The following is a 22,237-nucleotide window of genomic DNA, read 5'->3' on the forward strand; positions in this document are numbered from 1 at the left end:
AACACCATGCTTGTGCCCTCTCCCTGGCGCGCCGACTTTCCGGCCATCGCCACCCTGCAACGGCAAGACCAGACCTACCTGGACAACGCCGCCACCACGCAAAAACCCCAGGCCCTGTTGGATGCCATCAGCCATTACTACGCCAATGGCGCAGCCAATGTGCACCGTGCCCAACATTTGCCGGGCGCCCATGCGACCCAGGCGTTTGAAGACAGTCGCAGCAAGGTCGCGCAGTGGCTTAACGCAGGTGACAGCGGGCAAATCATCTTTACCCACGGCGCAACCTCTGCGCTGAACCTCCTGGCCTATGGCCTTGAGCACTTATTCAATGCGGGCGATGAAATTGTTATCAGCGCCCTCGAACACCACGCCAACCTGCTGCCCTGGCAACAACTGGCCAAACGTCGCGCGCTCACGCTGGTGGTGTTGCCACTGGGTGACGACGGCGTGATTGACCTGCACGCTGCCGCCGAATTGATCGGCCCGCGCACGCGCGTGCTGGCGGTGAGCCAGCTTTCCAATGTGCTTGGCACCTGGCAGCCCTTGGACGCCTTGCTGGCGATGGCGCGGGCACACGGCGCGCTGACCGTGGTCGACGGTGCCCAGGGCATCGTGCATGGCCGCCATGACGTGCAGGCGCTGGGGTGCGATTTCTACGTGTTTTCCAGCCACAAACTGTACGGCCCGGACGGCGTCGGCGTGCTGTTTGGCCGCCACGAAGCCCTGCATCACCTGCGCCATTGGCAGTTTGGCGGCGAGATGGTGCAACAGGCGGACTACCACAGCGCCAGTTTCCGCCCTGCCCCGCTGGGTTTTGAAGCGGGTACGCCACCAATCGCCAGCGTGATCGGCCTGGGTGCCAGCCTGGATTACCTGAGCTCACTGGACCCGCACGCCGTGGTCGCCCATGAAGCGGCGCTGCACGACTACCTGCTGCGCGGCCTCAAGGCACGCAATGGCATCCGCGTGTTGGGATCGTCTCACGTAGCTTTGGCCAGCTTTGTGGTGGAAGGCATACACAACGCCGACCTCGCCCACCTGCTGACCGAACAGGGCATCGCCGTGCGCGCCGGCCACCATTGCGCGATGCCGTTGCTCAAGGCAATGCACTTGTCGGGGGCGATCCGCGTGTCCCTGGCGCTGTACAACGACTCCGATGACCTGGAGCGCTTCTTTGAAGCGCTCGACCAGGCGCTGGATATGTTGCGATGAGCTTGCCGGCCGAAGCCGCCGCTGCCCTGCACGCCTTTCAGGCGGTCGGCAGTTGGGAGCAGCGCGCGCGGATGCTGATGCAATGGGGCGAGCGCCTGCCAGCCTTGGCGGATGCGGACAAAGTCGACGCCAACCTGGTGCAGGGGTGCGAAAGCCTGGTGTGGTTGGTGGGGCGCATTGAGAATGGCCATTGGCAGTTCGCCGCCAGCAGCGATGCGCGCATGATTCGTGGGTTGGTGGCATTGCTGCTGGCGCGGGTCAATGGCTTATCTGCGGCGCAGTTGCAGGCCGTTGACCTGCCCGACTGGTTTGCCCAGCTTGGCCTGTCACGGCAGTTGTCGCCGTCGCGCAGTAATGGCCTCAACGCAGTTCTGCTGCGCATGCGAGACCTGAGCCTTACACAAAACTGAATGTGGGAGCGGGCTTGCTCGCGAAGGCGGTGGTTCAGTCATTGATGGATTGACTGACACTGTGCCTTCGCGAGCAAGCCCGCTCCCACATTTCGGTCTATGTTCGGCTGTAGGATTTAGCTGGCTTTAACCCGCTCCGAAGGCCTGCGCACCCCCGCCACAATTTTGTCCACCGCCTTGGTGGCCGCGACCATGCCAAAGGTCGCCGTCACCATCATCACCGCGCCAAACCCGCCGGCGCAGTCCAGCTTCACCCCATCCCCAACAAAACTTTTTTGCAGACAAATGCTGCCGTCCGGCTTGGGATAACGCAGCTGCTCGGTAGAAAACACGCACGGCACGCTGTAATGGCGGGTCACGGTGCGGGAGAAACCGTAATCGCGGCGCAACGTGGAGCGCACCTTCGAGGCCAGTGGGTCATTAAAGGTGCGGTTCAGGTCGCACACCTGGATCAGCGTCGGGTCGATCTGCCCGCCGGCGCCGCCGGTGGTGATGATCTGGATCTTGCGGCGCTTGCACCAGGCAATCAGCGCTGCCTTGGCGTTGACGGCGTCGATGCAGTCGATCACGCAATCGATAGTCGGCGTGATGTACTCGGCCATGGTGTCGCGGGTCACGAAGTCCGCCACCGCATGCACGGCGCAATCGGGGTTGATAGCGCGCAGGCGCTCGGCCATGACGTCGACCTTGGGCTTGCCCACGGTGCTGTCCAGCGCGTGCAACTGGCGGTTGCTGTTGCTGACGCAGACGTCGTCCAGGTCAAACAGCGAAATCTCGCCCACCCCGCAACGGGCCATGGCTTCCGCCGCCCACGAGCCTACGCCGCCGACGCCGACGATCGCCACATGGGCCGCTTTCAAGCGTTCCAGGCCTTCAATGCCATACAAGCGGGCGACGCCTGCAAACCGCGGATCTTCTGTGCTCATGACCATTACCCCAAAAACCGGCGCGCATTATGGACTACGCAGCGACAAGTTCGAAGCTTCCAGCTACAAGTAAAGAACTTAGGTGAACATTCGCGGACTAACGTCCGGCTTTTCTCTGTCTGCTGTACGCTCGGGGAAAGGCCAGTGTAGGATGCGCGCCGTTCGGCGTAAGCCGACACTTCTTTTCGTTCCACACCCTTTGGAACCCGAAATAGCCATGTCATCGCGTAAATTTGGACTCAACCTGGTGGTGGTGCTGGCAATTGCCGCGCTGTTCACCGGTTTCTGGGCGCTGATCAACCGCCCGGTCACCACACCCAACTGGCCTGAACAGATCTCCGGGTTCTCCTACTCGCCGTTCCAGCAAGGCCAGTTCCCGCAGAAAGACCAGTACCCAAGCGACGAAGAAATGCGTCGTGACCTCGAGATCATGAGCAAGCTGACGGACAACATCCGTACCTACTCGGTCGACGGCACCCTGGGCGACATCCCCAAGCTGGCAGAAGAGTTCGGCCTGCGCGTGACGCTGGGCATCTGGATCAGCCCGGACCTTGCGCGTAACGAACGCGAGATCCAGCGGGCCATCGAACTGGCCAACAGCTCACGCAGCGTCGTGCGCGTGGTGGTCGGTAACGAAGCGTTGTTCCGTGAAGAAATCACCCCGGAGGCGCTGATTGCGCTGCTCGACCGCGTGCGCGCCGCCGTGAAAGTGCCGGTAACGACGTCCGAGCAATGGCACATTTGGGAAAAGAACCCGAAACTGGCCAAGCACGTCGACCTGATCGCCGCGCACATCCTGCCGTTCTGGGAATTTATTCCGATGGACAAGGCCGGCCAATACGTACTCGACCGCGCCCGGGATCTGAAGAAACTGTTCCCGAAAAAGCCGCTGCTGCTGTCGGAGGTTGGCTGGCCGAGTAACGGCCGTATGCGCGGGGGTAACGAAACCTCCCCGGCTGACCAGGCGATTTACCTGCGTACGCTGGTCAACAAGCTTAACCGCCAGGGCTACAACTACTTCGTGATCGAGGCGTTCGATCAGCCGTGGAAAGTCAGCGACGAAGGCTCGGCCGGCGCCTATTGGGGCGTGTACAACGCCGCGCGCCAGCAGAAATTCAACTTTGAAGGCCCGGTGGTCGCGATCCCGCAATGGCGCGTGCTGGCCATCGGCTCGGTGGTGCTTGCGCTGCTGTCGCTGACCTTGCTGATGATCGACGGCTCGGCCCTGCGCCAGCGTGGCCGTACGTTCCTGACCTTTATCGCGTTCCTGTGCGGTTCGGTGCTGGTGTGGATCGGCTACGACTACAGCCAGCAATACAGCACCTGGTTCAGCGTGACCGTGGGGATCTTGTTGGCACTGGGCGCCCTCGGGGTGTTTATCGTGTTGCTGACCGAGGCCCACGAACTGGCGGAAGCGGTGTGGACCCACAAGCGTCGGCGTGAATTCCTGCCGGTGGAAGGCGATTCGGACTACCGCCCGAAAGTGTCGATTCATGTGCCGTGCTACAACGAGCCACCGGAGATGGTCAAACAAACCCTCGACGCCCTCGCCGCCCTCGATTACCCGGACTATGAAGTCCTGATCATCGACAACAACACCAAGGACCCGGCTGTATGGGAACCGGTGCGCGACTACTGCGAAACCCTCGGGCCGCGCTTCAAGTTCTTCCACGTCTCGCCCCTGGCCGGTTTCAAGGGCGGCGCGCTGAATTACCTGATCCCGCACACCGCCAAGGACGCCGAAGTGATCGCGGTGATCGACTCGGACTACTGCGTGTCGCCGAACTGGCTCAAGCACATGGTGCCGCACTTCGCCGACCCGAAAATCGCCGTGGTGCAGTCGCCGCAGGATTACCGCGACCAGAACGAAAGCACCTTCAAGAAGCTTTGCTACGCGGAATACAAAGGCTTCTTCCATATCGGCATGGTCACCCGTAACGACCGCGACGCGATCATCCAGCACGGCACCATGACCATGACCCGTCGCTCGGTGCTCGAAGAACTCGGCTGGGCTGACTGGTGCATCTGCGAAGACGCCGAACTGGGCCTGCGCGTATTCGAGAAAGGCCTGTCGGCGGCGTATTACCACGACAGCTACGGCAAAGGCTTGATGCCCGATACCTTTATCGACTTCAAGAAGCAGCGTTTCCGCTGGGCCTATGGCGCGATCCAGATCATCAAGCGCCACACCGCCAGCCTGCTGCGCGGCAAGGGCACCGAGCTGACCCGTGGCCAGCGCTACCACTTCCTTGCAGGCTGGTTGCCGTGGGTGGCGGACGGCATGAACATCTTCTTCACCGTTGGCGCCTTGTTGTGGTCGGCGGCGATGATCATCGTGCCAACGCGGGTTGATCCGCCGCTGCTGATTTTCGCGATTCCGCCGTTGGCGCTGTTCGTGTTCAAAGTGGGCAAGATCATTTTCCTCTACCGCCGTGCGGTGGGTGTGAACTTGAAAGATGCGTTCTGCGCGGCGCTGGCCGGCCTGGCGTTGTCGCACACCATCGCCAAGGCGGTGTTGTACGGTTTCTTCACCACCAGTATTCCGTTCTTTCGTACCCCGAAAAACGCGGATAACCACGGCTTCTGGGTAGCAATTTCCGAAGCCCGCGAAGAAATGTTCATCATGTTGCTGTTGTGGGGCGCGGCGCTGGGGATCTACCTGGTGCAGGGCCTGCCGAGCAATGACATACGCTTCTGGGTGGTGATGCTGCTGGTACAGTCGCTGCCGTATGTGGCGGCGCTGATCATGGCGTTCCTCTCGTCGCTGCCAAAACCTGCGCCGAAGGTTGAGCCGGCAACGGCTGAGTAAAAACTTGCGCAATGCACTAAACGGCGGCCCTTGGCCGCCGTTTTGCTATAAGATAACGGCCGTTTTGTGAGACTTGGCCACGCCCTGCTTTCTGTGGGAGCTGGCTTGCCTGCTATGCACACGCCGCGGTCTGTCAGGTACACCGCGGCGAAGTTATCGCAGGCAAGCCAGCTCCCACATTAGATTTGCGCCGATTCAGGTTGTGTATTCCACATTCGTCCTGCGCCCATAACACGCTTTCGGAGTTCCCCCATGACGGCCCATGCCGACCTTTCGCCGACCCTTCAACTCGCTATCGACCTGATCCGTCGCCCCTCCGTGACGCCGATCGACGCCGATTGCCAGAAGCTGATGATGCAGCGCCTGGGCGACGCCGGCTTTGCGCTGGAGCCGATGCGTATCGAAGATGTGGACAATTTCTGGGCCACCCACGGCAAGCACGACGGCCCGGTGCTGTGCTTTGCCGGCCACACCGACGTGGTGCCGACCGGCCCGGTGGGCGCCTGGCAGAACGACCCGTTCGACGCGCTGATCGACGAAAACGGCATGCTCTGCGGCCGTGGCGCGGCAGACATGAAAGGCAGCCTGGCCGCCATGCTGGTGGCCTCCGAGCGTTTTGTCAGCGACTACCCGGACCACAAAGGCTCGGTCGCCTTCCTGATCACCAGCGATGAAGAAGGCCCGGCGCACCACGGCACCAAAGCTGTGATCGAACGCCTGGCAGCACGCAAGGAACGCCTGGACTGGTGCATCGTCGGCGAACCGTCGAGCACCACGCTGGTGGGCGATGTGGTCAAGAACGGTCGTCGTGGCTCCCTCGGCGCCACCCTGACCGTGCGCGGCGTGCAAGGCCACGTGGCGTACCCGCACCTGGCGAAGAACCCGATCCACCTCGCCGCCCCGGCCTTGGCCGAATTGGCCGCCGAGCACTGGGACGACGGCAACGCCTTCTTCCCGCCGACCAGCTTCCAGATTTCCAACCTCAACTCCGGCACCGGCGCCACCAACGTGATCCCCGGTGACCTGACGGCGGTGTTCAACTTCCGCTTCTCCACCGAGTCCACCGTCGAAGGCCTGCAACAGCGCGTTGCGGCGATTCTCGACAAGCATGGCCTGGACTGGCACGTGGAGTGGGCGCTGTCGGGCCTGCCGTTCCTCACCGAGCCCGGCGCGTTGCTGGATGCGGTGTCGGCCAGCATCAAGGCGATCACCGGTCGCGAAACCAAAGCCTCCACCAGCGGCGGCACCTCCGATGGGCGTTTCATTGCCACCCTTGGCACTCAGGTCGTGGAACTGGGCCCGGTCAACGCGACAATCCACCAGGTCAACGAGCGCATTCTGGCCAGCGACCTCGATGTGCTGACCGAAATCTACTACCAGACCCTGATCAAGTTGCTCGCCTGATGCTCGCGTGCCCCATTTGCAGCGCACCGCTCCACGCGGTGGACAATGGCGTGGCGTGCCCGGCCGGGCACCGTTTCGACCGCGCGCGCCAGGGTTACCTGAACCTGTTGCCGGTGCAGCACAAAAACAGCCGCGACCCGGGCGATAACCTCGCCATGGTCGAGGCACGCCGCGACTTCCTCAACGCCGGGCATTACGCGCCGGTGGCCAAGCGCCTGGCTGAACTGGCCGCGGAACGTGCGCCGCAGCGTTGGGTGGACATAGGCTGTGGCGAGGGTTACTACACCGCGCAAATCGCCGAGGCCCTGCCCCATGCTGACGGCTACGCGCTGGACATTTCCAAGGAAGCGGTCAAACGTGCGTGCAAGCGCAACCCGGCGCTGACCTGGTTGATTGCCAGCATGGCGCGCGTGCCGCTGGCCTCGGGCAGTTGCCAATTTCTCGCCAGCGTTTTCAGCCCATTGGATTGGCAGGAGGCCAAGCGTCTGCTCAGCCCTGGCGGCGGTCTGATGAAAGTCGGCCCGACGGCCGGCCACCTGATGGAACTGCGCGAACGCCTGTACGACGAAGTGCGCGAGTACACCGACGACAAACATCTGGCCCTGGTGCCGGATGGCATGAGCCTGGCGCACAGCGAAATCCTGGAATTCACCTTGAGCCTGGTCGAGCCCAACGACCGCGCCAACCTGCTGGCGATGACGCCGCACGGCTGGCGCGCGAGTGCCGAGCGCCGCGCCGAGGTGATCGAGGCCGCCGAGCCGCTGCAGGTCACGGTGTCGATGCGCTACGATTATTTCGTGCTTCAATAACCGACTTTTAAGCATCCGCGAATGGATTTTCGAATCCCGCAACGAGGAACATCCATGCGCCAACCTGATATCGAGATTTACCTGAAGGACGCCGACGTCGACCACAAAGCCATCGCCGCCTGGCTGGGCGCCGCGCTGGGCCCGTGCACCGACTGGGTTCAGAAGGGCCAGACCTACAAGTGCAAGGCCGGCAATGTGCCGGTCACCTGGCTGCCAAAAGCGGTAGGCAAATGGAACAGTCTGTACCTGGAAAGTGACCAGACCCCGTGGGAAGACGACATCGCCTGCGCCCGCGCTGCGTTTGCTGCGCTGAACGTCGAAGTGCGTTGCGCACCGGGCACGTGGGTTGAGGAAGAAGGCGAGGAAAGTGCCGACACCTGGATTCGTATCAGCGCAGACGGTGAAGAGCAGATCACCTGGAAAACGGCCTGAACTGAAGCTGCAAACCCAATCAAAATGTGGGAGCGGGCTTGCTCGCGAAAGCAGTGGGTCAGTCGCCTTTATTGTGACTGACACACCGCCTTCGCGAGCAAGCCCGCTCCCACAGGGGTTCAGCTGTGTAGCAAAAACTCAGGTTACAACCCCACCACATCCTCCGCCTGCAACCCCTTCTCGCCGGTCACTACGGCGTATTCCACCTGCTGGCCCTCGGCCAGTGAGCGGTGGCCGTCACCGCGAATGGCGCGGTAGTGCACAAACACATCCTTGCCGTCCTCGCGTTGAATAAAGCCATAGCCCTTTGCATCGTTGAACCACTTCACATTGCCGGTTTCGCGCGTTGCCATCAGTTTTGCTCCCACATGCTTTTTATTGTTGAGTCAGTCGCATTGAACTGCCGAGTATAAGACAGGCTCAAAAACGATCAACTCAAGTTTACATCGCTGCTTTTTTGCCGATTTTCGGCGAATACGGCACACTACCCGCCCGAGCGCCTGCTCGGTTTTTTCCACTTGAAGCAGCACGCCTATGACCCGCTCTCCGTTCCGCCGTCTGGTGTTTGGCACCTTGCGCCGACTGTTGTACCTCTGGGTTCGCTCGGAGACGATCAACCAGTCGTCCCTAACCCTTAACCTCGACCGCAGTCGGCCGGTGTTTTACGTCCTGCAATCGCCCTCCCTCACCGAATTGGCCGTGGTCGATACCGAGTGCACCAAGGCCGGCTTGCCGCGCCCGGTGCTGCCGGTCTCGGTAGGCCCGCAGATCGAACCCGCCGCGTTCTTCTACCTCACGCCCGAACCGGATTGGCTCGGCCGTCAGGACAAGCGCGGCGCACCGCCGACCCTGACCCGGCTGGTCAACACCCTGACCGAACACGCCGAAGAGAATGCACAAATCATTCCGGTCAGCGTGTTCTGGGGCCAATCGCCCGAGAGCGAGTCCAGCCCGTGGAAACTGCTGTTTGCCGACAGCTGGGCCGTCACCGGGCGCCTGCGCCGTTTGCTGAGCATCCTGATCCTGGGTCGCAAGACCCGCGTGCAATTCTCCGCGCCTATCAACCTGCGTGAATTGATCGAGCACAATAAAGGTCACGAACGCACCGTGCGCATGGCCCAGCGCATCCTGCGGGTGCACTTCCGTAACCTGAAGACCGCCGTGATCGGCCCCGACCTGTCGCACCGGCGCAACCTGGTCAAAGGCCTGGTGAACATGCCGTTGGTGCGCCAAGCCATCAGCGAAGAGGCCGAACGCGAGAAAATCTCCCCGGAAAAAGCCAAGGCCCAAGCCTTGCGCTACGGCAACGAGATCGCTTCGGACTACACCTACACCGCGATTCGCTTCCTGGAAGTGGTGCTCAGTTGGTTCTGGAACAAGATCTACGACGGCATCAAGGTCAACAACATCGAAGGTGTGCAAAAGGTTGCCCAGGGTTACGAGGTGATCTACGTACCGTGTCACCGCAGCCATATCGACTACTTGCTGCTGTCCTACCTGCTGTTCAAAAACGGCCTGACCCCGCCGCACATCGCCGCCGGTATCAACCTGAACATGCCGGTGATCGGCAGCCTGCTGCGCCGTGGCGGTGCGTTTTTCATGCGCCGCACCTTCAAGGGCAACCCGCTGTACACCTCGGTGTTCAACGAATACCTGCACACCTTGTTCACCAAGGGCTTTCCGGTGGAGTACTTCGTCGAAGGCGGACGCTCGCGCACCGGGCGCATGCTGCAACCGAAGACCGGGATGCTGGCGATTACCCTGCGCAGCTTTTTGCGCTCCTCACGCATGCCGATCGTCTTCGTGCCGGTGTACATCGGCTATGAACGCGTGCTGGAAGGCCGCACCTACCTCGGCGAGCTGCGCGGCGCGAGCAAGAAAAAAGAGTCGATCTTCGATATTTTCAAGGTGGTCGGCGCGCTCAAGCAGCGCTTTGGCCAAGTCGCGGTCAACTTTGGCGAGCCGATCAAACTGGCCGAGTTCCTCGACGCCGAGCAACCCGACTGGCGCGCCCAGGAGCTGGGCCCGAACTACAAGCCGGCGTGGCTCAACGAAACCACCAACCGCCTTGGCGAGCAGGTGGCCCGCCACTTGAACGAGGCCGCCGCGGTCAACCCGGTGAACCTGGTGGCCTTGGCGTTGCTTTCCACCACCCGCCTGGCCCTGGATGAACAGGCCATGGCGCGCCAATTGGACCTGTACCTGGCGCTGCTGCGCCGCGTGCCCTACTCACCGCACACCACCTTGCCGGAAGGCGATGGCCTGGCGCTGATCAAGCACGTCAAGGACATGGACCTGCTGTCGGAGCAAAGCGACGCCCTGGGTAAGATTTTGTACCTGGACGAGCAAAATGCCGTCCTGATGACCTACTACCGCAACAACGTGCTGCACATCTTCGCCCTGCCGGCGTTGCTGGCGAGTTTCTTCCAGAGCAGCTCGCGCATGAGCCGCGAACAAATCCTGCGCTACACCCGTGCGCTGTACCCGTACCTGCAATCGGAGCTGTTTATCCGCTGGTCGCTGGATGAGCTGGACGCGGTGGTCGACCACTGGCTGGAGGCGTTTGTCGAACAAGGCCTGCTGCGCTTCGAGAATGAGGTGTACCTGCGCCCGGCACCGAGCTCGCGGCATTTTGTGCTGCTGACGCTGCTGTCCAAGAGCATTGCCCAGACCCTGCAACGCTTCTACATGGCGATCTCGCTGCTGCTCAACAGCGGCCAGAACACCATCAGCGCCGAAGAGCTGGAAGACCTGTGCACGATCATGGCTCAGCGCCTGTCGATCCTGCATGGCCTCAATGCCCCGGAGTTCTTCGACAAGAGCCTTTTCCGACATTTTATCCAGACGTTGCTCGAGCAAGATGTGCTGCGTCGCGATGAGGCCGGCAAGTTGAGTTATCACGACCTGCTCGGTGAGTTGGCCGAAGGTGCAGCCAAACGCGTGCTGCCCGCCGATATTCGTTTGTCGATCCGCCAAGTGGCGTTGCACCGCGTCGATGGCGCAGCCGAAACGCCGACCGAACCCGAGCCGGTAAACGCTGAAGAAAGCCGCTAGAGTGAACGAGGCGTCGGGCGGTTTCCGGCGCCGTTGAAAAGGAGCTGTACCATGAAAAAGATCATCCTCCTGGGCCTGACCGCCCTGCTCGGAGCCTGCCAATCCATGACCCCCAAGGCCAGCCTCGACGGCGAAGTGTTCTACCTGCAACGCATCGCGCTGCCGCCCGCCGCCACCTTGAGCGTCAGCCTGCAGGACGTGTCCTTGATGGACGCTCCGGCCGTGACCCTCGCCGAACAGAAAGGCCCGGTCAAAGGCCAGGTGCCGCTGCCGTTTCACCTGAGCTACGACCCGGCCCAGATCAAACCGGGGCACACGTACTCGGTCAGCGCTCGCATCGAGCTGGATGGCAAGCTACTGTTTATCACCACCGAGCGGCACGCCGTGCAACTCAACGGCCAAGACCCACAACCCCTGCGTCTGCGGGTTGATGCGGTCGCACACTGATTATTCCCAGCTTAAAAAAGGAAGCGTCCATGCTCCGTAATTCTCTTCGCCTCACAGCCCTGTGCGTCGGTCTGCTGCTTGGCGCCAACGCCATGGCGGTGTCACTTGGCAGCCTGTCCCAGGGCGACGCCAGCGGCGGCCTCAAGGATGCACTGACCCAAGGCGCACAGATCGCCGTGAAACAACTGGGCGCACCCGGTGGCTTCAGCAACAACCCGCAGGTGAAAATCGGCCTGCCCGGCAAACTCGGCAAAGTCGCCGACAAGCTGAAAATGTTCGGCATGGGTGATCAGGTCACGCAGCTCGAAACCAGCATGAACAAAGCGGCAGAAACCGCCGTGACCCAGGCTCAGCCAATCCTGGTCAACGCGGTGAAGAACATGAGCGTGACCGACGCCAAGGGCATCCTCACCGGTGGCCAGGACTCGGCCACTCAATACCTGAACAAAAGCAGCCGCGAAGAGATTCGTGCCAAGTTCCTGCCGATCGTCAAGGCCGCCACCGACAAGGTCGGCGTCGCCCAGCAATACAACGCCCTGGCCGGCAAGGCCGCAGCATTCGGCGCGGTTGATGCCAAAAGTGCCAACGTCGAAAGCTACGTGACCGAACAGGCGCTGGACGGCCTGTTCAAGATGATCGCGCAGCAGGAAGAAACCATCCGCAAGAACCCCGCCGCGGCTGCCACCAGCCTGGCGAAGAAGGTATTCGGCGCGCTGTAACCGCTCGCAGTAAACCTTCAACACCTGCGCCAAGGCCGCTGTTCACGGGCCTTGGCGCCGTTGTTTCAGCCCTGGATAACCGCCTGCGCCAACCGCCCAAGCATGAGCGTGGCAAAACAACAAATCGCCACGGATGCCGCGCGGTTGATCTTCAGTGGCGTGAGCCACGTCTTCTGAACCCCTTCAAAGCGGCTGCCCAGCACGATCCAGGCAGACCCCACCGGCACCACCACCATTGCCAGCGTGGCCATGAACCCGGCATAGCCTTGCAACGATGCAAATGCGCTGATCGGGGCGATGAACGAAACGATCAACAGGCCTTTGGGATTCATCACAGTGAGCCAGAAAAAATACAGGCCAGAGAAGCGGTCACGGATCGAATCGATGGCGCTGTGTTTGCGTTGCCACAGCTTGAATGAGACATACAGCAGGTAGCAGCCCGCCGCCAGTTGCGTGGTTTTCAACGCCCACGGCGAATGCGCCGCCAGATACAGCCACGCCACGCCCCACACCGAGACCTGCAACAGGTACGCCAGGCACTCGACCAGCGCCAGCGTCCACGACGCCCGGTACCCGAACAACACCCCGGCACGAAACAACAGGGTGTTGGTCGGGCCAGGGGCAAGCAGCAACAACATTAAGGCTGAAACAGTGGCCAGCATGATTACGCGACGTCCTTCCTCACTCGGAACCACGCAGCATACAGGGCCGGCAGGAACAACAGGGTCAACGCCGTCGCCACAATCAACCCGCCCATGATCGCCACGGCCATTGGCCCGAAGAACACGCTGCGTGACAGTGGAATCATGGCCAACACCGCCGCGAGCGCCGTCAGCACAATCGGGCGGAAGCGTCGCACGGTTGCTTCAATGATCGCTTGCCAGGGTGTCAGGCCAGCCTTGATGTCTTGCTCGATCTGATCAACCAGGATCACCGAGTTGCGCATGATCATGCCCGACAAGGCGATGGTCCCGAGCATGGCGACAAACCCGAACGGCTGGCGGAACACCAGCAGAAACAAGGTCACGCCGATAAGGCCCAGCGGTGCCGTCAGAAACACCATCGCAGTGCGTGAGAAGCTGCGCAGTTGCAGCATCAGCAAGGTCAGGACCACCACGATAAACAGCGGTACCCCGGCCTTGACCGAATTCTGGCCACGCGCGGAGTCTTCAACCGTGCCGCCAACCTCCAGCAAGTAACCTTCCGGCAGTTCGGCGCGCACACCTTCAAGGGTCGGCAGGATCTGCTGGACCAGGGTCGCCGGTTGTTCCTTGCCATAGATGTCGGCGCGCACAGTCACCGTCGGCAGGCGGTTACGGTGCCAGATAATGCCCTCTTCGAAGCCATATTCGAGGGTGGCTATCTGCGACAGCGCAACGCTTTTGCCGTTGTCGGTCGGCACGGCCAGGCTTGGCAACAACGCCAACTCGGTGCGCTCGTGCACGGTGCCGCGCAGGAGGATTTCGATCAGCTCGTTGTCCTCGCGGTACTGGCTGACGCTTGCACCGGTCAGCGAACTCTGCAGGAATTTCGACACGTTGGCGGTGCTTACACCAAGGGCGCGGGCGCGGTCCTGATCGATATTGAGGTAGACGATTTTGCTCGGCTCTTCCCAGTCCAGGTGCACATTGACCACGTGGGTATTTTCACGAACCTTGGCCGCCACTTTGCGGGCCAGGGCACGGACCTCTACGATGTGTTCGCCAGTCACGCGAAACTGCACCGGGTAACCCACCGGCGGACCGTTCTCCAGGCGTGTGACCCGCGAACGCAGTTCGGGGAATTGCTCGTCGAGGGTTTCGATCAGCCAGGTGCGCAGGCTTTCACGCTCTTCGATGGTCTTGGCCAGCACCACAAATTGCGCAAAGCTGGCGGCCGGCAATTGCTGGTCCAGCGGCAGGTAGAAGCGCGGCGAACCGGTGCCGACATAGGCCACATAGTTGTCGATGCCAGCGTGCTCCTTGAGCAGCGTCTCCAGGCGTTTGACCTGCTCGGTGGTGTTGCTCAGGGAAGCCCCTTCAGCCAGCTTGAGATCGACCATCAGCTCCAGGCGGCCGGAGGCCGGGAAGAACTGTTGCGGCACAAAGCGGAACAGCGCGACCGAGCCGATAAACAACAGCAACGTCAGCACGATCACGGTTTTACGCCGACGCACACACCATTCAACCAAACGTCGTACACGCTGATAGAACGGTGTGCCGTAGGGATCGGGCCCATCGGTGCCGTGCTTGGCAGCATGAATTTTCGCCAGATCCGGCAGGAGTTTTTCCCCCAGGTACGGCACAAACACCACGGCGGCCACCCATGAGGCCAGCAGTGCGATGGTCACGACCTGGAAAATCGAGCGGGTGTATTCACCGGTGCTCGATTGCGCGGTGGCAATCGGCAGAAACCCTGCAGCGGTGATCAACGTACCGGTGAGCATCGGGAACGCAGTGCTGGTCCAGGCGAAGCTCGCGGCCTTGAGCCGGTCGTAGCCCTGCTCCATTTTGATCGCCATCATTTCCACGGCGATGATCGCGTCGTCGACCAGCAGGCCCAGCGCCAGGACCAATGCGCCGAGGGAAATCTTGTGCAAGCCGATGCCCAGGTAATACATGGTGGCAAAGGTCATCGCCAACACCAGCGGAATCGCCAGGGCTACCACCATGCCGGTGCGCACACCGAGGGAGAAGAAGCTCACCAACAACACGATCGCCAGTGCTTCGGCGAGTACCTGGACGAATTCGCCGACGCTGGTTTTCACCGCGGCCGGTTGGTCCGACACCTTGCGCAGCTCCATGCCTGCCGGAAGGTTCTTCTGCAGGCGTGCGAATTCACCTTCGAGGGCCTTGCCCAATACCAGGATGTCGCCGCCGTCACGCATGGCCACGGCCAGCCCGATGGCGTCCGCGCCCATGTAGCGCATGCGCGGTGCCGGTGGGTCGTTGAAACCCCGGTGGATATCGGCCACGTCGCCAATGCGAAAGGTGCGGTCACCGACGCGAATCGGGAAATTGCGGATTTCCTCCACCGTCTTGAAGTTGCCGGACACACGCAACTGCACACGCTCGGTCGGGGTTTCGAAGAAGCCGGCGGTAGAGACGGCGTTCTGCTCCTGCAAAGCCTGCTGCACGGCGGCCAATGGCAGGCCGAGGGTGGCGAGCTTGAGGTTGGATAATTCAATCCAGATTTTTTCGTCCTGCAGGCCGAGCAGTTCGACCTTGCCCACATCCGGCACACGTTGCAGTTGAATCTGGATGCGGTCGGCGTAGTCCTTGAGCACGGCGTAGTCGAAACCGTCACCGGTCAACGCGTAGATATTGCCGAAGGTGGTGCCGAATTCATCGTTGAAAAACGGCCCCTGAATATCCGGCGGCAAGGTCTGGCGAATGTCGCTGATCTTTTTGCGCACCTGGTACCACAAGTCCGGAATCTGCGCCGAGTGCATCGCGTCGCGCGCTATAAAAGTGACTTGGGATTCACCGGGGCGCGAGAAAGAAACGATGCGCTCATAGTCGCCGGTCTCCATGAGCTTTTTCTCGATACGCTCGGTGACTTGGCGCGAGACTTCCTGGGCCGTGGCTCCAGGCCAGTTGGTCTTGATCACCATGGCCTTGAAGGTAAACGGCGGGTCTTCGCTTTGCCCCAGCTTGGTGTAGGACAGCGTACCGACGACCGCCAGCAGGATCATCAGGAACAGTACGATCTGGCGATTACGCAACGCCCATTCGGAAAGATTGAAACCCATCGGGGACTACTCCTTGTTGGCCGCCAGATTCACCGCGCGGTTGGAGCGATCCACCGGGCGCACCTGCTGGCCCTCATGGAGCACATGCACGCCGGCCGCAATCACCCAGTCGGTGGGGGCAAGGCCTTCCAGTACCGGCACGGTTTTTTCACCAAAGGCGCCGATCCGCACCGGCGTGCGCTTGACCGTGTTGTCTGGTTGCACCAACCAGACGTAGGACGCACCATTCTCCGCACTCAGCGCTGACAGCGGCACCGCCAGCGCAATAACGCCGTCGGCCTGTATGAATACGCGGGCACTCTGGCCCAGTTCGGCCGGGACTTTGCCGCCGGTGAAGGCAACGCGGGCGGCAAAGGTGCGCGATTTTGGATCGGCAGCGGGCGACAGTTCACGGATACGCCCGGCAAAACGTTGGTCGGGCTGGCTCCACAATTCAACCGACACCGGCTGGCCGATCTTGAACCGGCCGAAACCTTGCTCCGGCAGGCTGATCAGCACTTCGCGCTCGCCATCGGTGGCCAGCGTGAAGACGGTTTGGCCGGCAGACACCACTTGGCCAACTTCCACCGCGCGCTTGGCGACCACACCGTCCTGGGGGGCGCGCAGCACGGCGTAACCGGCCTGATTGCTGGACACGTCGAACTCGGCCTTGATCTGCTTGAGGCGTGCTTCACCGGATCGGTAGAGGTTTTCGGAATTGTCGTACTGAGAACGGCTGACCATCTGACGGTCCATCAGGGTCTTGTAGCGATCTCGCTCGGCGCGCACCAGGCTCAGGTTGGCTTCGGCGGCGGCCACTTGGGCGCGCGTGGCTTCCAGCTGCAGGCGTACGTCCTGCGGATCGAGTTCGGCCAGCGGTTGGTTGGCCTTGACCCGCTCGCCCTCCTCCACCAGGCGCTTACTGACTTTGCCGCCAATGCGAAAGGCCAGGTCCGGCTCATAACGGGCACGTACCTCGCCTGGAAAGCTGTCCATCGCCTGCGCCGAGGGCTGCGGCTGCACCACCATGGCTGGACGGGGGGTGGTTTGGGCCGCTTCTTCATGGCCGCAGGCGGCCAACAGGAAGATCAGGCTGACAGGCAACGCAAGGGGCAGGAAAGTGCTGCGCATGCTGAAGGACCTTTCGCAAATGGAGCTTGGAATAATTATACTGGCCGGTATGTTATTAATACCAAACTCACCAGTCCAGTATTAAAGGTGAAAATGTCCGACAATCCTGTAAACACCAATAGCCCCGGGCGTCCCAAGGACATGGCAAAACGCCAGGCAATCCTCGACGCGGCGAAAAATCTGTTTTTGAGCAATGGCTACGCCAGCACCAGCATGGATGCCGTGGCAATGGAGGCCGGCGTGTCGAAACTGACGGTCTACAGCCACTTCACCGACAAAGAGACGCTGTTCACCGCCGCCGTCGTGGCCAAATGCGAAGAGCAGCTGCCGGTGATGTATTTCGAGCTGCCCGCCGGCATGCCGGTGGACACCGTGCTGCTGAACATCGCACGGGGCTTTCATCGGCTGATCAACAGCGAGGAGTCGGTAAACCTGCATCGCCTGATGATGACCACCGGCAATCAGGACGTGAAACTGTCACAGATCTTCTTTGAAGCCGGGCCCATGCGCATGCTGCAGGGCATGGAGCGCCTGCTCAGCCGCATCCACCAGAGCGGCGCCCTGAGCATCGACAAACCGTTTACGGCGGCCGAGCATTTCTTTTGCCTGCTCAAGGGCACGGCGAATTTCTGCTTGCTGTATGGCTGCGGCGGGCAACTGAGCGAAGAAGCCGCCGAGGCGCATGTGCAGGAGGTGGTCGGGTTGTTTATGCGGGCTTATCGGCCCTGAGCCTTGCAGCATGTTGAAAGACCTCTTCGCGAGCAAGCCCGCTCCCACCTTGGAATGCATGCCAAATGTGGGAGCGGGCTGGCTCGCGAAGAGGCCCGGCAAACCAATGAAAATTTAAGGCTTGAGCGCTTTCTTGGGATAAATGTCATACCGGCTCGACTTGCCATCCAGCGCATGGCTAGGCTTTGGCCCGTCAATGCACGGCGCCTTGCGGGGACGCTTGACCACCACGCGGTGACTGGCCAATGCCAACGCCGCGGCGAGTAAAGCCGGCGCATCCGGATCATCGCCCACCAACGGCCGGAACAGGCGCATTTCCTTCTTTACCAGCGCGGTTTTCTCACGGTGAGGGAACATCGGGTCCAGGTAGATCACCTGCGGCGGCTCACCTTCCCAATTGCGCATCACGTCGATGGAGTTGCCCTTGAGCAACTTCATGCGCGCCACAATCGGCGCCACTTCAAAGTCATCCGCGCCACGGGCCAGGCCGTCTTCGAGCAAGGCGCCGATCAGCGGCTGGCGCTCGACCAGGCTCATCTCGCAGCCCAGGCTGGCCAGCACGAACGCGTCCTTGCCCAGCCCCGCCGTGGCATCCAGCACGCGTGGGCGCACGCCTTGAGCGATGCCCACAGCCTTGGCGATCATCTGCCCGCTGCCACCGCCGTAGAGACGCCGGTGCGCCGCGCCACCTTCGACAAAATCCACGCGCACCGGCCCCGGCGCATCAGGCCCCAGCTGTTGCAGTTGCAAGCCGTGCTCGCCCACTTGCAGGGCAAAATCCGCCTCCTCCAGCTGCACAGGCAGGCCGAGCTGCGACGCCCACTGCTCGGCACGCGCCTGAAAACCTTCGGCCAAAGCCTCGACCCGAATGCGGCTGGCCGCTGGTTGTTCGCTCATCAATCGCTACGCTCAAAAATATTAAGGATCGGCAAACAGCGGCCGATAAAAACAACAGTCAGGTATTTTGCCAGAGCTGAGCGTCGACCGAGAAAAATGTCAGACATTCTTCCCCTAACCATCGGTGTACTGCCGACCCACAACCACTACGGCCTGCGCAATACTCAAGCGCTGGCCGGGGTGAGTCATGTGTGGCAGGACTTCTTCGCCCGGGCGCTGGCCGAGCAGCTCGGCGACACGCCGGACGCGCGCGCCGCCAAGGCATCGGCTCCCAGAGACCCGGCGGTAGAACCCAGCGAAGGCGCCGACCTGCTGTCGCAGATCCTCACCCAGCGTGAATGCGAGGTGAAAGACACCGAGATCGCCCCGCCAGAACCGCTGTTCCTGCCGATCGCCGAATTCGAAACCGAGTTGCTGCCGCCACCCGCTACGCCGTTCCCGGCGCAAGAAATCGTTGCCCAACAGCGCCAGCAGAACTTCGAAAGTGGTTGGGTACGCCCGCTCGTGCTGAGTGCCGGCCAGCCGCTGCCTGAGCCTGGCCCGGCGCCGGAACCTCAACCGCTGCACCTGCCCATCGCCGAGTTCGAACTAGACTTGCTGCCGCCGCCCGCCGCGCCTTATCCAATGGAAGAGCTGGTGGCGCAACAGAAAGCGCTCGACTTTGACTCCCACTGGGCACGCCCATTGATCCTCAACAACCTGCGCCTGGCCGCCTGACGCTCAGCGACACACTCCCCACCGCCCCATGTCCAGATGGAAATGGTTGCGATGAGCAGCGTTGTAGTCCGGGCTCAACACAACATTGAAATCATCGCAGGCGCCATCGCGCACCTGGCGCAAAAACCGCGCGCTGTCGCCCGTCCCCGGCCAATCCTTGAGCACATTGATGCTGCGCCCATCTGCCAGGCGAAAGCCGGCGATATCCAGGGCATTGGCCGAGGCGTGCTGACTGAGCCGCCCTTCTGCACGGTTATACAGGTTGCGACAGGCGAAGCTGCCCAAGTGATCGACCCGCGTCACCGCCTGGCCAAACACCGCCTGCGCCGCAGGTTGCAGGCTGTGGCGTTCGAACAGGGCAAAGGCCACCGCCAGTGGGCAACTGGCGAGAAAGCTGCTGCTCAGGGCCACGTCAGCGCCTTGTACGCGCAAGACATTGCGCAATGGGCACGCGGCATCAGCCGGGCTGTCAGCCTGATGGCTGACGCGCAAGCCCGAGGTTTTCAGCACCTGATCGCACAGCGCTGGATCATCCTGCAGGCGGCCGAGCTTGAAGCGCGTGAGCAGGTTCGGCTTGGCACGCACGTCCAGCGGCGCCCAGGGGTTCCACTCGGCAGGCAACGGCACCCAACCACGCCACACGCCCACTGCAAACACACCCGCCAGCAACAGCAGCGCACCGCTCACGTTGAGAAAACGCACGGCTCAGCCCTTGAAGAATTGGTTGGCCTGGCTGAATGGCATCTTGCGCTCCGTGAAGGTAAAGGTGCCCAACTGGTAGACCTCCTGCGCGGCGCGATAGAACTCGCCATACGCCGCCAGCGCCATGGCCGAGCCGACACTGATACGGCGCACGCCCATCTCGCTCAACTGCGCAACGCTAAGGTTCAAGCCACCGGACATCAACACATTCACCGGTTTGGGCGCGACCGCCCTGACCACCGCCAACACGTCCTCGGCACTGCGCAGCGCCGGCGCATAGAGCACATCCGCACCCGCCTCGGCGTAGGCCTGTAAGCGGCGAATGGTGTCAGGCAAATCCAGGCGACCATGCAGGAGGTTTTCTGCGCGGGCCGTCAGGGTGAACGCAAATGGCAGGCTACGGGCAGCCGCAACCGCCGCTTCGACGCGCTCAACAGACAAATCAAAAGGATAGATCGGGTCGACGGCAATGCCTGTGGCGTCTTCGATGGAGCCACCGACGATACCCGTGGCGGCCGCGCGCAGGATGGTCTGGGCGCAGCCTTCGGGGGTATCGCTGAAACCGTTTTCCAGATCGGCCGCCACCGGCAGTGCCGTCGCCCGAACGATGGCTGACGCATTGCCCAGCGTGTCCTCCAGCGACAACGCACCTTCCGCATCCGGCCGCCCCAGGCTGAATGCGTAACCCGCGCTGGTGGTGGCCAGGGCTTCAAAACCCAGGCTGGCGAGCATGATGGCCGAGCCGGCATCCCACGGGTTGGGCATCACGAACGCGCGGTCACGCTCGTGCAAGGCTTTGAAGGTTTCGGCGCGAAGGGTTTGGGCATCCATGTCTGACTCCTGGCGGAAAAAGGAGCCTTAGAGTAACCCCAGTTGCTCCGCTGCGGGTTCTCGATGCAAGGTCGGCAGCGGCGGCAGGCCCGGCAAACGCACCATCAGCTGTTGATGAAAACGCAGCGCCAGTTGCGCGGCGAGGCGGTTATCCGAGGTATGCAGAAACACATACGGCGTGCGCCCTTCCTCGATCCACGCGGCGACTTTTTCCACCCACGGCACCAGGAACGGGTCGTTGGCTTCCAGCTCCGGATGACCAATGAAGCGTACTTGGGGAAACAGCGTCAGCGCCGCCGGGCGCGGCGGCACCTTGGGTTTCTTCGACTGGGCGTGCAGCACGGCGGCTGAGGTAGAGGTGCAACTGAACAAAGCACGCGGGTCGAGGCAGATCCGCTCGACGCCACGGTCACGCAGCAGACGGTTGAGGCTGCGCTCGTCATCGCCCTTGGCGAAGAACGCCTGATGGCGCACTTCCACCGCCAGCGGGCGTTCCAGTCCATCAATAAAACCGGCCAGCTCACCGAGGCGTTGTGGCGAAAAGCTCGCCGGCAGTTGCAACCACAGCGGCGCAACACGCTCACCCAATGGGCTCATCAAGCCGACAAAACTTTGCGCTGCCGGCAACTGTTCAAGCAGATCGCCACTGTGGCTGATATCGCCGGGGAATTTGGCGGTGAAGCGAAAATCCGCGGGCATGATTTCAGCCCAGCGCTGCACGGTGGCGGCCGAGGGTCGGGCATAAAACGTGGTGTTGCCTTCAACGGCGTTGAAGACTTGGGTATACAGCGAAAGGTAGTCGCTGGCGCGTGCGTCGGCTGGGTACAGGTACTCGCGCCAGGCGTTTTCACTCCAGGACGGGCAACCGATAAAGTAAGGCAGACGCATCAGATATGGATGTCGAGACCCAGCACTTCCATATCCCATTCGACAAAGCCGGCAGTGGTCAGGTAGCTGGCCAGGGCGGTAGCAACGCTTTTGCTCATGGAGCGAGGGAAGACCATGTCTTGCTGACGCGCGGGAAGACCGCTGATACGCGCGCCGGCTGAACCTTGGGCGCTGGAATGAGAACTGGCATGCGACTCGGATTGGACCTCGATGAAGTCCGGCGAATCCTCGACGGAATCGTCTACCGTCACGTTCGCCTTGCGCGGCTTACGTTTGAGGGGGTAGGACTGTGAGGAGAAGCCGTCTATACGCATACATGCAGACTCGGTATCAATGATGGCAATTTAGCGGCACTTTCCGTGGTGCGCAAATGCTCTGGTGATAACTAGAACACATAATTTGTAAAAGGTT

At 61.7% G+C, this 22,237-nt stretch carries 21 protein-coding genes; 11 read left to right on the forward strand and 10 right to left on the reverse strand.

The genetic code is table 11. The features are described 5' to 3' along the window. The first annotated feature begins 6 nt into the window (after positions 1-6). On the forward strand, positions 7-1,212 hold the full coding sequence (locus AACU78_RS18510) for an aminotransferase class V-fold PLP-dependent enzyme (RefSeq protein ID WP_106577175.1): 1,206 nt from the start codon (positions 7-9) through the stop codon (positions 1,210-1,212). Continuing rightward, positions 1,209-1,622 carry a SufE family protein gene (locus AACU78_RS18515; RefSeq protein WP_106577176.1) on the forward strand — a complete coding sequence of 138 codons (414 nt, stop codon included), beginning with the start codon at positions 1,209-1,211 and terminating at the stop codon, positions 1,620-1,622. Before AACU78_RS18510 ends, AACU78_RS18515 begins: the two co-directional genes overlap by 4 nt. 116 nt (positions 1,623-1,738) lie before the next feature. Here AACU78_RS18515 and tcdA read toward each other — a convergent pair whose 3' ends face one another. Next, positions 1,739-2,548, reverse strand: a complete 810-nt coding sequence (gene tcdA / locus AACU78_RS18520; protein WP_371924120.1) for a tRNA cyclic N6-threonylcarbamoyladenosine(37) synthase TcdA — start codon at positions 2,546-2,548, stop codon at positions 1,739-1,741. A 217-nt stretch (positions 2,549-2,765) separates the two neighbouring features. On the opposite strand from tcdA, the gene AACU78_RS18525 reads away from it, so the two are divergent. The 4 genes from AACU78_RS18525 to AACU78_RS18540 all read left to right on the forward strand — a co-directional run bounded on the left by AACU78_RS18525 (position 2,766) and on the right by AACU78_RS18540 (position 8,002). Then, positions 2,766-5,357 carry a glycosyltransferase gene (locus tag AACU78_RS18525; protein WP_106577178.1) on the forward strand — a complete coding sequence of 864 codons (2,592 nt, stop codon included), beginning with the start codon at positions 2,766-2,768 and terminating at the stop codon, positions 5,355-5,357. A gap of 252 nt (positions 5,358-5,609) precedes the next feature. Continuing rightward, the gene (dapE, locus tag AACU78_RS18530; protein WP_106577179.1) at positions 5,610-6,761 is read left to right on the forward strand and encodes a succinyl-diaminopimelate desuccinylase; all 1,152 of its coding nucleotides are present in this window, start codon (positions 5,610-5,612) and stop codon (positions 6,759-6,761) included. After that, on the forward strand, positions 6,761-7,570 hold the full coding sequence (locus tag AACU78_RS18535) for a putative RNA methyltransferase (protein WP_106577180.1): 810 nt from the start codon (positions 6,761-6,763) through the stop codon (positions 7,568-7,570). Before dapE ends, AACU78_RS18535 begins: the two co-directional genes overlap by 1 nt. A 54-nt stretch (positions 7,571-7,624) precedes the next feature. Then, on the forward strand, positions 7,625-8,002 hold the full coding sequence (locus AACU78_RS18540; protein ID WP_106577181.1) for a hypothetical protein: 378 nt from the start codon (positions 7,625-7,627) through the stop codon (positions 8,000-8,002). Between the two features lie 143 nt (positions 8,003-8,145). Here the strand turns inward: AACU78_RS18540 and AACU78_RS18545 are convergent, their stop codons facing one another. Then, positions 8,146-8,355 (reverse strand): cold-shock protein, encoded by a 210-nt coding sequence (locus AACU78_RS18545; RefSeq protein ID WP_032891681.1) that lies wholly within the window; start codon positions 8,353-8,355, stop codon positions 8,146-8,148. 181 nt (positions 8,356-8,536) lie between these two features. Here AACU78_RS18545 and plsB point away from each other — a divergent pair, with 181 nt between their 5' ends. Genes plsB through AACU78_RS18560 form a run of 3 tightly spaced genes read left to right on the forward strand, consistent with a single transcriptional unit; the run spans position 8,537 to position 12,222 of the window. Then, positions 8,537-11,056, forward strand: a complete 2,520-nt coding sequence (gene plsB, locus AACU78_RS18550) for a glycerol-3-phosphate 1-O-acyltransferase PlsB (protein ID WP_106577182.1) — start codon at positions 8,537-8,539, stop codon at positions 11,054-11,056. A 51-nt stretch (positions 11,057-11,107) separates the two neighbouring features. Beyond that, positions 11,108-11,503 (forward strand): YbaY family lipoprotein, encoded by a 396-nt coding sequence (locus tag AACU78_RS18555; RefSeq protein ID WP_106577183.1) that lies wholly within the window; start codon positions 11,108-11,110, stop codon positions 11,501-11,503. 29 nt (positions 11,504-11,532) lie between these two features. Beyond that, on the forward strand, positions 11,533-12,222 hold the full coding sequence (locus tag AACU78_RS18560) for a DUF4197 domain-containing protein (RefSeq protein ID WP_106577184.1): 690 nt from the start codon (positions 11,533-11,535) through the stop codon (positions 12,220-12,222). A 65-nt stretch (positions 12,223-12,287) separates the two neighbouring features. Here the strand turns inward: AACU78_RS18560 and AACU78_RS18565 are convergent, their stop codons facing one another. From AACU78_RS18565 to AACU78_RS18575, 3 genes are read right to left on the reverse strand one after another with little or no spacing between them, the layout of a single operon-like run. Then, on the reverse strand, positions 12,288-12,884 hold the full coding sequence (locus AACU78_RS18565) for a LysE family translocator (RefSeq protein WP_106577185.1): 597 nt from the start codon (positions 12,882-12,884) through the stop codon (positions 12,288-12,290). A 2-nt stretch (positions 12,885-12,886) separates the two neighbouring features. Then, positions 12,887-15,952: an efflux RND transporter permease subunit gene (locus tag AACU78_RS18570; RefSeq protein ID WP_106577186.1), complete on the reverse strand. Its 3,066-nt coding sequence runs from the start codon at positions 15,950-15,952 to the stop codon at positions 12,887-12,889. A gap of 6 nt (positions 15,953-15,958) precedes the next feature. Next, positions 15,959-17,062, reverse strand: coding sequence for an efflux RND transporter periplasmic adaptor subunit (locus AACU78_RS18575; protein ID WP_106577187.1), 1,104 nt, complete (start codon positions 17,060-17,062; stop codon positions 15,959-15,961). A 93-nt stretch (positions 17,063-17,155) separates the two neighbouring features. On the opposite strand from AACU78_RS18575, the gene AACU78_RS18580 reads away from it, so the two are divergent. Then, a complete protein-coding gene (locus AACU78_RS18580) occupies positions 17,156-17,791 on the forward strand; it encodes a TetR/AcrR family transcriptional regulator (protein ID WP_106577188.1) in 636 nt (211 codons plus the stop codon). 114 nt (positions 17,792-17,905) lie between these two features. Here AACU78_RS18580 and AACU78_RS18585 read toward each other — a convergent pair whose 3' ends face one another. After that, complete coding sequence (locus tag AACU78_RS18585) at positions 17,906-18,688, reverse strand: class I SAM-dependent methyltransferase (RefSeq protein WP_106577189.1); 783 nt, start codon at positions 18,686-18,688, stop codon at positions 17,906-17,908. A 96-nt stretch (positions 18,689-18,784) separates the two neighbouring features. Between AACU78_RS18585 and AACU78_RS18590 the strand changes: the two genes are divergently transcribed. Further along, positions 18,785-19,405, forward strand: coding sequence for an energy transducer TonB (locus AACU78_RS18590; RefSeq protein WP_106577190.1), 621 nt, complete (start codon positions 18,785-18,787; stop codon positions 19,403-19,405). A 3-nt stretch (positions 19,406-19,408) separates the two neighbouring features. Here AACU78_RS18590 and AACU78_RS18595 read toward each other — a convergent pair whose 3' ends face one another. Genes AACU78_RS18595 through AACU78_RS18610 form a run of 4 tightly spaced genes read right to left on the reverse strand, consistent with a single transcriptional unit; the run spans position 19,409 to position 22,140 of the window. Next, complete coding sequence (locus AACU78_RS18595) at positions 19,409-20,107, reverse strand: extensin-like domain-containing protein (RefSeq protein ID WP_106577191.1); 699 nt, start codon at positions 20,105-20,107, stop codon at positions 19,409-19,411. Between the two features lie 3 nt (positions 20,108-20,110). Then, positions 20,111-20,938, reverse strand: a complete 828-nt coding sequence (locus AACU78_RS18600; RefSeq protein WP_106577192.1) for an isocitrate lyase/PEP mutase family protein — start codon at positions 20,936-20,938, stop codon at positions 20,111-20,113. A gap of 27 nt (positions 20,939-20,965) precedes the next feature. After that, complete coding sequence (locus AACU78_RS18605) at positions 20,966-21,826, reverse strand: DUF72 domain-containing protein (RefSeq protein WP_106577193.1); 861 nt, start codon at positions 21,824-21,826, stop codon at positions 20,966-20,968. Then, positions 21,826-22,140, reverse strand: coding sequence for a hypothetical protein (locus AACU78_RS18610; RefSeq protein WP_106577194.1), 315 nt, complete (start codon positions 22,138-22,140; stop codon positions 21,826-21,828). Before AACU78_RS18610 ends, AACU78_RS18605 begins: the two co-directional genes overlap by 1 nt. Positions 22,141-22,237 lie beyond the last annotated feature (97 nt).

This window comes from Pseudomonas sp. R9.37 (genome assembly GCF_963878885.1).
In the GTDB taxonomy this organism is placed as follows: Bacteria; Pseudomonadota; Gammaproteobacteria; order Pseudomonadales; family Pseudomonadaceae; genus Aquipseudomonas.

Bases quoted from the DNA above. Each gene is read 5' to 3' on its own strand.
- AACU78_RS18510 (WP_106577175.1), top strand. From the start codon at position 7: ATGCTTGTGCCCTCTCCCTGGCGCGCCGACTTTCCGGCCATCGCCACC.
- AACU78_RS18515 (WP_106577176.1), top strand. From the start codon at position 1,209: ATGAGCTTGCCGGCCGAAGCCGCCGCTGCCCTGCACGCCTTTCAGGCG.
- tcdA (WP_371924120.1), bottom strand. From the start codon at position 2,548: ATGAGCACAGAAGATCCGCGGTTTGCAGGCGTCGCCCGCTTGTATGGC.
- AACU78_RS18525 (WP_106577178.1), top strand. From the start codon at position 2,766: ATGTCATCGCGTAAATTTGGACTCAACCTGGTGGTGGTGCTGGCAATT.
- dapE (WP_106577179.1), top strand. From the start codon at position 5,610: ATGACGGCCCATGCCGACCTTTCGCCGACCCTTCAACTCGCTATCGAC.
- AACU78_RS18535 (WP_106577180.1), top strand. From the start codon at position 6,761: ATGCTCGCGTGCCCCATTTGCAGCGCACCGCTCCACGCGGTGGACAAT.
- AACU78_RS18540 (WP_106577181.1), top strand. From the start codon at position 7,625: ATGCGCCAACCTGATATCGAGATTTACCTGAAGGACGCCGACGTCGAC.
- AACU78_RS18545 (WP_032891681.1), bottom strand. From the start codon at position 8,355: ATGGCAACGCGCGAAACCGGCAATGTGAAGTGGTTCAACGATGCAAAG.
- plsB (WP_106577182.1), top strand. From the start codon at position 8,537: ATGACCCGCTCTCCGTTCCGCCGTCTGGTGTTTGGCACCTTGCGCCGA.
- AACU78_RS18555 (WP_106577183.1), top strand. From the start codon at position 11,108: ATGAAAAAGATCATCCTCCTGGGCCTGACCGCCCTGCTCGGAGCCTGC.
- AACU78_RS18560 (WP_106577184.1), top strand. From the start codon at position 11,533: ATGCTCCGTAATTCTCTTCGCCTCACAGCCCTGTGCGTCGGTCTGCTG.
- AACU78_RS18565 (WP_106577185.1), bottom strand. From the start codon at position 12,884: ATGCTGGCCACTGTTTCAGCCTTAATGTTGTTGCTGCTTGCCCCTGGC.
- AACU78_RS18570 (WP_106577186.1), bottom strand. From the start codon at position 15,952: ATGGGTTTCAATCTTTCCGAATGGGCGTTGCGTAATCGCCAGATCGTA.
- AACU78_RS18575 (WP_106577187.1), bottom strand. From the start codon at position 17,062: ATGCGCAGCACTTTCCTGCCCCTTGCGTTGCCTGTCAGCCTGATCTTC.
- AACU78_RS18580 (WP_106577188.1), top strand. From the start codon at position 17,156: ATGTCCGACAATCCTGTAAACACCAATAGCCCCGGGCGTCCCAAGGAC.
- AACU78_RS18585 (WP_106577189.1), bottom strand. From the start codon at position 18,688: ATGAGCGAACAACCAGCGGCCAGCCGCATTCGGGTCGAGGCTTTGGCC.
- AACU78_RS18590 (WP_106577190.1), top strand. From the start codon at position 18,785: ATGTCAGACATTCTTCCCCTAACCATCGGTGTACTGCCGACCCACAAC.
- AACU78_RS18600 (WP_106577192.1), bottom strand. From the start codon at position 20,938: ATGGATGCCCAAACCCTTCGCGCCGAAACCTTCAAAGCCTTGCACGAG.
- AACU78_RS18605 (WP_106577193.1), bottom strand. From the start codon at position 21,826: ATGCGTCTGCCTTACTTTATCGGTTGCCCGTCCTGGAGTGAAAACGCC.
- AACU78_RS18610 (WP_106577194.1), bottom strand. From the start codon at position 22,140: ATGCGTATAGACGGCTTCTCCTCACAGTCCTACCCCCTCAAACGTAAG.